Raw genomic sequence first — 10572 nt, 5'->3', positions numbered from 1 at the left:
GTTCGCCAATCAGGCTCTTGCCGCCGAATACCTGGTGAGTAACGCCCGTAAACTTTCCCGGAAAGTCTATATCGTTCCGGAGAAACTGGACGACAGCATTGCCGCCTTGAAATTGAAATCGATGGGAGTTGCTATCGACCGCCTCACCCCGGAGCAGAAGAAGTACCTGGCGTCGTGGGAGATGGGGACATAAGGGGGAGGGCATCGGGACGAGGGGTGCCTTGGTGAATTTCCTTGCTCCACGGAAAGCATCGGCGACGCCGGTTCTTCAGTCAGGAATCCGCCGTGGCGAATTGTCGGTGCGTTTGAATGAGTGTCCTGGGCTTCGAAGGGGTCAAATACTTTAAACTTGACAAATGACACCACTTATGTTATATATAACTGTCGCAGGACTTTGACTGTTTTTATCCCATAACGAGCACACCGGCGGCACCACAGCAGTCTTCGCAACTACTTGAATATCTGGAGGTTCTATGTGCCGAGTCCGCCTGCTTTGGGTGCTTGTTATTATCCCGTTCCTGGCCGCAACAGAAGCCCTTTCGCAGACCCCAACTTTCATCCGTGGAGACGTCACTGCCGACGGTCTTGTCAATCAGGAGGACTACGACTCCTTGTATGCTCGGCTCTTTGCCAGTGGCACTATCGCCTGTGAGCTGGCTGGGGATGTAGATGACAACGGCTCCTTATCCATGTTTGATGCCGTCTATCTCGCCAGTTTTCTTACCGGCGGCACTCCCCCGCCGGCGCCATTTCCCGAATGCGGTCTTGACCCCACCAGTCCACAATCTGCTGTCAGCTGTTGCATCATTAGTCCCATTTTTGATACCAAAGTCGATTATCCGACCGGGGACGGACCATTTTCATTAGTTGCTGCCGATATGGATGGTGATAGTTACAACGATTTGGCTGTCGCTAATCTTAACTCCGATGACCTTTCCGTGTTGATTAACAATGGCAACGGCACCTTTCAAACTGCTGTCAATTATGCTGTCGGCGACCAGCCCCGCTCTGTAGCTTCAATTGACTTTGATGGTGACAGTGATATCGACCTTGCGGTCGCCAACAGCGGGACCGATGACGTTTCCGTTCTGCTGAATAACGGTGACGGTACTTTTCAATCAGCCGTTGCCTATTCGGTAGGCGATTCACCCAACAATCTCTATGCTGCCGACCTTGATGGCGATACTGACCATGACCTGGCAATATGCAATTTTGGCTCTGACAATATTACTATTTTGCTTAACGACGGGGATGGAACCTTTGACGGGGCTTCGGGCGGGACTTATTCAGTGCAGGACCAGCCCCGCGCCATAACGGCTGCATATTTGGATGGCGACAGCGATTTAGATTTGATAATAGCCAATAGCGGTTCCGACAATGTCTCAATACTGGCTAATAATGGAGATGGCAGTTTTCAACCCGAGGTGCTTTATGCCGCCGGCGATTCTCCCTGCGCTATCGCAGCCGAAGACCTTGATGGCGATGACGACAATGACTTTGCCGTAACTAACTGGTACACGGATAATATCTCCATATTTCTCAACAATGGCAACGGTACCTTTCAGACGGCAATCAATTATCCGGCCGGGGACGCTCCCACCGCTATGTTTGCCGGAGATTTTGATGACGATGGCGATAAAGACCTTGCCGCGGGAAATCACTACTCTGATAACCTGACCGTTTTTCTAAACAATGGCTCCGGCATTATGGAAAGGGCTGAAAATTATATCGCCGGCGATGGTCCTCGTTCTGTTTGCTCCCATGACCTTGACAATGACTCTGATTTTGACTTTGCCATAGCCGATTATAATACCGACAATGTATCGATACTGCTCAATCTAATCGTTTCGGGGCCGTCCTATGTTTGCGGTGATGCCAACGGCAGTGGTTCGGTAAATATCCTCGATGCTACTTTCATTATTTCTTATCGTTTTAAAGGTGGTCCAGCGCCGAGCCCGGTCGAGGCTGCCGATGCCAACGGTAACGGCAGCGTTAACATTCTCGATGCCACCTATATAATATCATATCGCTTTAAGGGAGGTCCGGCACCTATCTGCCCGTAACTGAACAACGGTCCGAATCTTCTGAATTGGAGAAAGTCAAAAGCACACTATTTTCAGACGAAGAACTTGAACTTGCTTGACCGACCGCCTGCGCCATCAGTCAGCCACTGGTGGATTGTTGCTTCCATACGATAATTTTCTTCAGGCCAGAATTTTAACATAGAATGAAGCCTTGACTTAAGTGAAAACAATGGCATAAAAAAAGCCCTCATCTCTGAGGGCTTTTGAAATCTCAATCTCTATCTTATTACTTCGTTTCGGCCGGCTTTTCCTTCGCGGGGCGGGCATGTACGCCGGTGGTCATCATCTTGGCGAAATCATACGGCTCTTTCGCCTTAAACTCAGCCGGAACATTTTCATTATGACATTTCTGGCAGGTTTTCTCAGTCGGGATTATAAGCCCGTTCTCAATCGCCAGTTTCTGGTCTTTCATCACATTCATCTTCATATAATTGGAGCCCGGACCATGGCAGGCTTCGCACTGCACGCCGGTCAAGAGCGTCCCTTTGGCATCGGTGCCGGTCGAATGGCAGGCGATACACTTCTCGTTCTTCTGATCTTCCGGCTTCAGCGATTCCCACGCCTTGGCATGCTTGGTCTCCATCCAGGTCGGATGGGTATTATCTTTCTTGTGACACATAGCGCACTTGGCGGCGCCGACATACTCATGCTTCGGGGCAGCCGCCTTCTCCTGCGCCACCAGCGGCAGAGAAAAGGCAAATATGACGGCGATGATTGTGAAAGTAATCACAAGTCTTTTCATTAAAAAACCTCCTCAGGTTGGGATATAAATGAATCTAATGATTTTCAGGTTCTTCTCCATTTCGTTACTACTTATACAAAATAATCAAGATGAAAGCAATCTTTTTTTGACAAAAAAATGACAAAGCCTAAGTCGCGAAAATACAGGTATTTTGGGGGTTTTGTAACTGGAGGATAATTCTCAAATTAAAAAGGGCTCTTCTATCACGAAGAGCCCTTAGGTCAAGAAGACCTCTATTTCAATGCGACGCTATCGGCGCCGTCAGCGCCCTTGGTTTGCCTACCGGCGAACCTTGCAGGCTTTCCAGGTAGTCAATTGATGATTGCAGCAGGTCCCTTATAAAGGCGAAGTTATGGACACCAAAGGAGCGGTCCCCTTCGACCTGGAGATAATTCCAGAGTGCCCCGGCAACGTTCTTATCCGGGATTAAGAGTGTTCCGCCGCGAGGGACATTGGGCAGGCCGGTGGTTGCATTCAGCACTCCGGCATCGACCAGGAGAGTATGCAGCTCTTCCAGCCATTCATGGACATGAGTCTGGGCGCTATCTATATCATAATTTGTCGCCCCGGGATGGCATCCGGCTTGCCCGCATACCCCGGAGGCGAGATTGGAAGTGTCACCGGTTTCTTCGGAGACATAAAGCATATTGAAACTATGTCCGCCTATTCTATAGCCATCGTGCGCCTGGGAGCTCCCCATATGGCATCCGGCACAGGCGTCATCAATCAGGTTGGCATGATGCGAGGTTTTGTCGTAATCATAGCCGTCGATTTCAAAGCAGTTGGAACCGTTCAGCATATCGCCCTGCTGGCTGTGATGCGGCCCCCAGCGGTTGGAGGTAAGGACCAGGCTGTCAACTATCTGCCCCACCGACTCGCGCGCCTGATGACAATTGACGCAGAGATTGGCGTTGCCGTGGTCGAAAATCTCGCCATTCTTGAGCGCCACCGGCGCCACCGTCCGCAGAGTGAGATTCCCTCGCTCATGCGGGGCATGACAGGTAAAACAGTGAATGGCGCTGACCGAGGAATATGGGGCGCTTACAGAACCGGTCGCGAGATATTCCAGAAAACCCTGATGATCATGGCACTTCGTGCAATCGCTTCCGCCGCCGCGGTTAGTGTAATCAATGTTATTGCCGGAGGCATGAATGGAGTTTTTCCATTCTCCTTGCGCCTGCAATAGCAATCCATTATCACCATGGCAGGTAAAGCAGCTTCCCAGCTCCGCCGACTCCTTGCTCTCTACCACTACTTTCCGTTCACACCCGGCAATCATTATGAGAGCCGACATTAAGACCATCGCTCCCAGCAGAAATTTAGACCTCATAACACTGCTCCTTTAGAATGAAACATCTTTAACTAAATTCAACTCCACGATATTGGCGGTGTAATAACCATCCGCCATCAGATAATCATCGAAATTATGAATGTTATAATCGACTTTAAAGTGATACGACTCTACAAAACGATAGTCGAAGCTCAGTCGAACCGTAACCTGCTCAACATCAAGGTCGCGCTTACTGCGATAATAGATTACTCCCGCCCCGGAAGTGATCCGGTAAGACTCGTTGAGACTCAAATCGCCGTGCAGGGTATGGTCGGTAAATTCAAATCGATAGTCGCTATTCTGGTAATCCCCTTTGGCATATGCATATCCGCCGCTTATTGTCCCCAGAGATGAAACTATGAGCGTTCCGTTCAGAGAAATCCGATTGAAGTCCGATTCGCTTCCCAGCGAAAGGTTTTCTCTCGTCCGGTTCTCGAAGCGGGTGGTGATGGAGCCATAGCGCGAGTCGCGGATGGCAGCCGACGCTTTAAAACGAGTGCGGTCTTCGTTCCCCAGGAGTCTTGACCCGTTATCCATCGTTTCGGCGCGCGTGCCATATTCGAGGCGAAATTCATAATGATTGTCAGGTTTATACCACCCACTGAGGTAATAGGAATCGCCTGTTACCTTGTCCTCAAAGTCATCTCGAACATCGGTCTGATAACCGACCGTCCCGCCAAATTTCTCCTGCCGGATATAACTGACATAAAAAGTATGCGCCAGATTATCAGTAGCGACAAAATCGCTATCGGAGCCGGCGCGGTCAAAGATGAAGTTATAACTGACCGTTACCGGGTCGGCCAGGCGATATTCGCCGCCGCCCCAGACCGTATTGGCGCTTATTTTGAATTCAGACGCCGAGTATTTCGTCTCAAAATGGCGGTATCCTCCGCCGAGGGTCACCTTCTCATATTGCGGCAGGGGGGTAAATCCAAACAGTTTGACCCAATAGCGGTCCTGGTCGCGGGAGTCATCTTTTCGGTCGTCAAACTTCAGCCCCCGGTATTCGGCTTGAAACATTTTCCCCCGGTCATTGAAGCGAAGCCCGATATGATGAGTGCTTTGTCTGTAATCCTGTTCTGTTCGGGAACCGAATCCATCAGGGTTAAACAGCGAGCTGATGGCGCCGCGCAAACCGGTATAGGAGCCGCCGCCGAATAATTTGACCGTGGCAAAGGGATAAACCCAGAGGGAGCCATCGGTGAAATGACGACGTGTCCGGCTGCTGCCATCAAAACTGTACGCCCGGCGGTACTGATGATTGCTAAGTTGCAGACCGAATAAGCCCGCTTTGCTTATCCCGCCTCCCAGATGCCGATTGTTTAATGTAATATTTCTCAGGTCGGCGTTTAATCTTATGCCGTTATCGAAACGATACCAGATTTTTTCCAGAGATAAGCCCAATCCTTCATATTGATTGAAGGTGCTCTGATTCACCGCCTGACTTCCCTCTTCATCAAGAATGGTATAACCGAGGCGAACCTTTCCGGCGCCATCATTGGCGCTGGCTGAAATAACGACTGCGAGAAGAGTCAGCATTAGTGCGCTTATTTTTTTCATCATCTCCTCCTCAGTCGTTCAGATTGTCGTGGCAGCCCGACTGATAACAATCGGGGAATAGTTTGACGCCGAGATTGGGGTCGAGGAATTTCTTATTGTCATAAGACCCGTGAATATCAGTGTGGCAGAAAACGCAATCGAGCCTGGTACCCAGGCCGTTATGCATGGTGCGATGCGCCGGGGGAATATCGTGGCATTTCAGGCAGTTGCCATTTCCGGCTTGAACCAGAAGACGGTCATTGGCCGAACCATGCGGCTCATGGCATTCGACACACCCGCCGCCGTCAATTAAATGTTTATTAATGGTCCCATGCTCGAAAAGAAATGGTCCCGACTTTTCCGAATGGCAATTCTGGCATTTCCAGTCGAGACCGACTGCCATCAGCGGGTCTTTGATTCCGGAGAGGCTATGACAGCTGGTGCAGTCAATATTTCCGGAGCGAAGAGGATGCGCCGAGCGGCGGCTGAATTCCGCCTTCACCGCCGGATGGCAGCTGGCGCAAAAATTCTGATTCTCATCCTTGACCAGACCGCTGTTATGATTTCCGTGAATGGAATGACAATCCAGACAGGCGACATTGGCGCGATGATGGACATCGGTCGTTGCCATCGCTGACTGATGGGGGGAGAGATGACATCTTCCGCAAACTTCTGCTTGCTCTTTGGCAGATAAAGTCTGCGGTTTGCCGATATTGTCAGGCGAGGGGTCGTTAATATGCTCTTCCCAGCCGTCATGACACCCCACACACCCGGAACCGAATGATGATTTCATCTCATCCGCGGAGGCGAGCGCGTGAACGGTCCCTTCCAATGACTCTCCCTGGTCTTCATGACAACTGAGACAGAGTGATGAATTTTCCTGGAGCCAGACCCGGTCGTTTACTTTGATGCGCGACCCCAGAGCCGCCGCCGACAGCGCGACCACCGCAATCAGAAAGAGCGAAATGCAATACCTCTTAGAAGACATTTTATCTCCGATATGGACTATTTCCTTGCCACTTTTGATCTTGGTTCATACAGGATACGAACGGTAGTCTTTGTTATTTTCTTCACAATCTGAACAAATTAAATATGCTACATCAAATATCTCATTTGTCTCAATTCATCGGGATTCTAATAGCAAAGTTTAATCTATATGTCAAGAATTTTTGAAAATGAGCAAAAAATTGAAGTAAAAATATACCTAATAGTACATATTTAGACTCCCTTCGAAATCTTCCTTTGAAAATAAGCAATGTTGCTTTTTCCTTGCCAAGTCGTGGTATAATTCAATATATCTTCTGGTTGCGCGTAAAAAGTGAAGCAAAATCGATGAACTGAAGCAGAGTTAGGAGACTTTATGCGTGAAAAAGTACTAAATCTTCTGATAATATTGGGATTTGTGATGGCTGCGGCGGGAACAATGGCAGCGCCGCCACCTGAGGCTTCCAGCAGCGAGCCATCAATTATCTTTGAAGGCGAAAAGCATTTCAAGAGTGTCAGAATGTTGACAAACGAAGGGCAGAATGCGGAAGCATATCTATCCTTTGATGAATCCCGGCTGATTTATCAATCCACTTTCGGCGACCTGCAGTGCGACCAGATATTCATTATGAATATTGACGGCTCTGAAAAGAGGATGGTATCTACCGGCAAAGGAAGAACTACCTGTGCCTATTTTCTTCCGGGAGACAGCATGATACTTTATGCCTCTACTCATCTGGCAGATACCGCCTGCCCTCCTCCTCCCGATATGTCTAAAGGATATGTCTGGAAACTTTTCGACACCTTTGATATCTTTCGCGCCAATGCCGACGGCTCCGAGCTGGTCAGGCTGACAGATGCACCCGGTTATGACGCCGAGGCGACAATCTCGCCCTTAAGAGATAAAATTGTGTTTACCTCTACCCGTGATGGCGACCCGGAGATTTATACTATGAATCTTGACGGCACCGGGCAGACTCGCCTCACCTTCGAAAAGGGATATGACGGTGGGCCATTTTTCTCTCCGGATGGGAGCAAAATAGTTTTCCGCGCCAGCCGCCCCAGGACGGAGCAGGAACTTGCCGATTATGAGGACCTGGTGAAGCATGGGCTGGTTCGTCCCACCGCGCTGGAGATTTATGTTATGAATGCCGATGGTTCCGGTATTCAACAGGTGACCAATTTTGGCAAAGCCAGTTTTGCGCCGTTTTTCCATCCTGACGGGAAAAGAATCATATTCAGTTCTAACCTCAAGAGTGACAAAGGGCGGAATTTCGACCTCTTCATAATCAATATCGATGGCACCGGTTTGGAACAGGTTACCTTCAATGAGACTTTCGATGGATTTCCGATGTTCACCCGTGACGGTAAACATCTGATATTTGCCTCCAACCGCTTCAATAAAAAGCCAGGGGAGACCAATATTTTTGTAGCGGAGTGGGTCGATTGATTCGGAGAACTCGGCACCGTGCGCTAAATCTGAAAAGCAGACTGGGATTTTGACACATTTTCAACTGTTTAAGGGAGTGTAAGGTAATGCGTGAAACAGTTACTATCCAGGCAACGCAAACGGTTGCCGAAGTGAAGGATACAACCGCCAACCCGGCGCCGCTGGGTCTTCTGGGTTTCGGTATGACCACGGTCCTTCTGAATATCCACAATGCCGGTTTCTACGGCTTGGACAGTATGATACTCGGAATGGGTCTATTCTATGGTGGAGTGGCGCAGATTATTGCCGGCGTGATGGAATGGAAGAAGAAGAATACCTTTGGCACCACCGCATTTACCTCTTACGGCTTATTCTGGCTTACTCTGGTGGCGCTTCTTCTCTTTCCCAGACTGGGCTGGGCCGAAACTCCGGCGCCGGTCTCTATGGCGGCGTACCTTTTTATCTGGGGTCTGTTTACGGCGGTGATGTTTATCGGAACGTGGCGGTTGAATCGCGCCCTGCAGATGGTTTTCGGTACCCTGACTGTTCTCTTCTGGCTGCTGGCGTTGGGAAATCTCTTTGAAAGTACCGTAATTATCCGTCTGGCCGGATACGAGGGGATTTTATGCGGTGGATTGGCTATTTACACCGGCCTGTCGCAGGTTTTAAATGAACTCTATGGACGGGAATTGCTCCCGCTCGGAACAGCAGGGAAGTGAATGGAATCTTTTCTGATGAGAATGCGCGGTAGATAGAATGGTGCCGGGACGGCCATTGGTTGCAGGAACAGACGATATATTTTGAGATTCTGCCTAAATTTAAGCCGAATATACCGTAAGTAAGTGTTAATAATCTAATTTAGAGGTACAGGCTGACATTTTGACTGAAAATTTTCCTTTTATCACTGTCGTGATTCCCATCAAGAATGAGGCGCGCTTTATTGAATCCACCATTAAGAAAATCCTGGAACAGGATTATCCCTCTGGCCGCTTTGAGATAATCGTTGCCTGCGGGAACTCGGAAGATAATTCCTCAGAGATTGTGCGGAGACTGGCATCAGAAGACAGCCGAATTCGTATGTTTGACAATCTTGTGGGAAAGGCATCGGGCGGAAGAAACCTGGGCATCAGAAATGCCCGGGGCGAAATTATCCTCTTCATTGACGGGCATACCTATATCAAGGATAAGGAACTTCTTAAGAACACGGTCAGGTTGATGGAAGAAAAAAAAGTTTCCGTCCTGAGCCGCCCGCAGTTTCTCGAACCGCCCGACAATAATGTTTTTCAGCAGGCGGTGGCGCTGGCGAGAAAATCTGTCATCGGGCATGGTCTGGATTCAACCATATATACCGATAAAGAAATCTTCGTCGCTCCCACCAGCTCCGGGGCGACTTACCGCAAAGAACTATTCGAACAATTCGGTTATTATGATGAAAGTTTTGACGCCTGTGAAGACGTTGAGTTTAATTATCGTTTGACCAAGGCGGGGATACAGTCATTTACCTCGATGAAATTGGCGGTCTATTATTATCCAAGGGAAAGTCTCGGCGCCTTATTTCATCAGATGAAGCGGTACGGCGTCGGCCGCTTTCGGCTGGCGAGAAAACATCCCGATACTCTCGGCCTGGGCAGTTTAATTCCGGTTCTATTCACCGCCGGAATGCCGCTCTTATTTCTTTTAGGGGTTGTTGTGAAACCGGCTATGACACTATTTCTGATGCTCTCACTTCTGTACTTGCTTGTTATCTTGGCCGCCTCGCTTTTGATTTCAGTCCGGCACGGATTCCGTTTCCTCGCTTTACTCCCGCCGATATTTTTCACTATTCATACCGGCTTGGGTTGGGGATTTTTGACGGAAGCCACAAAGACCTGGCTGACAAGCAGGAGTCCCTCCGACGGGGATAGCGCTTGAAGCAGGCGAGTGAAATTCGCGCCGGGGGAATCGCTGTTGTATTTTGCCGGGAATTTTCGTATTGATAGACATCTGTCTTAAATGTCTGGAACAATTTTTCGGTTGATACCGATTAAGGGTGGAATAACCAGTGGAACGGTCATCTGCGAAATTTGAGCGTCAGATAATAGTAACCGGTGGAGCCGGGTTTATCGGGAGCAATCTGCTTCTCTATTTGGCGCCCCGGTACCCTCAATACCAGTTTGTAAATCTGGACTGTCTCACTTATGCCGGCAATCTCACTAATCTGAAGGCGATTGAGAATCTGCCCAATTATCGCTTTGAAAAGGTCGATATCTGCGATTTTGAAAGTCTTAAGCGCTCCTTTGAGCGATACCAGATTGACGGGATAATTCATTTGGCGGCAGAGTCGCATGTTGACCGCTCTATCACCGGACCGGCCGCTTTTATCCAAACAAATGTGATAGGCACATTCAATCTCCTGGAACTGGTTCGGGAAAGAGCGGCGGCAGGAATGTCGATACGGTTCCACCATGTATCTACCGATGAAGTT

10 protein-coding genes are annotated in these 10572 nt (G+C 49.2%); 6 read left to right on the top strand and 4 right to left on the bottom strand.

Going from position 1 to position 10572, the window contains the following annotated elements; translation table 11 throughout:
- A partial coding sequence (locus tag AB1690_13480; GenBank protein MEW6016318.1) for an adenosylhomocysteinase occupies positions 1 to 193 on the top strand: 193 nt, incomplete at its 5' end.
- 280 nt (positions 194 to 473) lie between these two features.
- Positions 474 to 2063 (top strand): FG-GAP-like repeat-containing protein, encoded by a 1590-nt coding sequence (locus AB1690_13475; protein ID MEW6016317.1) that lies wholly within the window; start codon positions 474 to 476, stop codon positions 2061 to 2063.
- 247 nt (positions 2064 to 2310) lie between these two features.
- Here AB1690_13475 and AB1690_13470 read toward each other — a convergent pair whose 3' ends face one another.
- The 4 genes from AB1690_13470 to AB1690_13455 all read right to left on the bottom strand — a co-directional run bounded on the left by AB1690_13470 (position 2311) and on the right by AB1690_13455 (position 6683).
- Positions 2311 to 2826 (bottom strand): multiheme c-type cytochrome, encoded by a 516-nt coding sequence (locus AB1690_13470; GenBank protein MEW6016316.1) that lies wholly within the window; start codon positions 2824 to 2826, stop codon positions 2311 to 2313.
- Positions 2827 to 3064: 238 nt separating this feature from the next.
- Positions 3065 to 4156: a hypothetical protein gene (locus AB1690_13465; GenBank protein MEW6016315.1), complete on the bottom strand. Its 1092-nt coding sequence runs from the start codon at positions 4154 to 4156 to the stop codon at positions 3065 to 3067.
- A gap of 12 nt (positions 4157 to 4168) precedes the next feature.
- Entirely contained in the window at positions 4169 to 5719 is a 1551-nt protein-coding gene (locus AB1690_13460) for a hypothetical protein (protein MEW6016314.1), read from the bottom strand.
- Between the two features lie 7 nt (positions 5720 to 5726).
- Complete coding sequence (locus AB1690_13455) at positions 5727 to 6683, bottom strand: cytochrome c3 family protein (GenBank protein MEW6016313.1); 957 nt, start codon at positions 6681 to 6683, stop codon at positions 5727 to 5729.
- A 372-nt stretch (positions 6684 to 7055) separates the two neighbouring features.
- On the opposite strand from AB1690_13455, the gene AB1690_13450 reads away from it, so the two are divergent.
- The 4 genes from AB1690_13450 to AB1690_13435 all read left to right on the top strand — a co-directional run.
- Positions 7056 to 8129, top strand: coding sequence for a hypothetical protein (locus tag AB1690_13450; GenBank protein MEW6016312.1), 1074 nt, complete (start codon positions 7056 to 7058; stop codon positions 8127 to 8129).
- An 86-nt stretch (positions 8130 to 8215) separates the two neighbouring features.
- On the top strand, positions 8216 to 8827 hold the full coding sequence (locus AB1690_13445; GenBank protein MEW6016311.1) for an acetate uptake transporter: 612 nt from the start codon (positions 8216 to 8218) through the stop codon (positions 8825 to 8827).
- 160 nt (positions 8828 to 8987) lie between these two features.
- A complete protein-coding gene (locus AB1690_13440; GenBank protein MEW6016310.1) occupies positions 8988 to 10019 on the top strand; it encodes a glycosyltransferase family 2 protein in 1032 nt (343 codons plus the stop codon).
- Positions 10020 to 10149: 130 nt separating this feature from the next.
- A partial coding sequence (locus AB1690_13435; protein MEW6016309.1) for a GDP-mannose 4,6-dehydratase occupies positions 10150 to 10572 on the top strand: 423 nt, incomplete at its 3' end.

It is taken from the genome of Candidatus Zixiibacteriota bacterium, from assembly GCA_040753495.1.
In the GTDB taxonomy this organism is placed as follows: Bacteria; Zixibacteria; MSB-5A5; order GN15; family PGXB01; genus DYGG01.
This window is presented reverse-complemented; position numbering and strand designations above follow the sequence as displayed.

Excerpts from the sequence above, each read along its gene's own strand:
- AB1690_13455 (MEW6016313.1), bottom strand. The coding sequence starts at position 6,683 with ATGTCTTCTAAGAGGTATTGCATTTCGCTCTTTCTGATTGCGGTGGTC.
- AB1690_13460 (MEW6016314.1), bottom strand. The coding sequence starts at position 5,719 with ATGATGAAAAAAATAAGCGCACTAATGCTGACTCTTCTCGCAGTCGTT.
- AB1690_13470 (MEW6016316.1), bottom strand. The coding sequence starts at position 2,826 with ATGAAAAGACTTGTGATTACTTTCACAATCATCGCCGTCATATTTGCC.
- AB1690_13445 (MEW6016311.1), top strand. The coding sequence starts at position 8,216 with ATGCGTGAAACAGTTACTATCCAGGCAACGCAAACGGTTGCCGAAGTG.
- AB1690_13475 (MEW6016317.1), top strand. The coding sequence starts at position 474 with ATGTGCCGAGTCCGCCTGCTTTGGGTGCTTGTTATTATCCCGTTCCTG.
- AB1690_13450 (MEW6016312.1), top strand. The coding sequence starts at position 7,056 with ATGCGTGAAAAAGTACTAAATCTTCTGATAATATTGGGATTTGTGATG.
- AB1690_13465 (MEW6016315.1), bottom strand. The coding sequence starts at position 4,156 with ATGAGGTCTAAATTTCTGCTGGGAGCGATGGTCTTAATGTCGGCTCTC.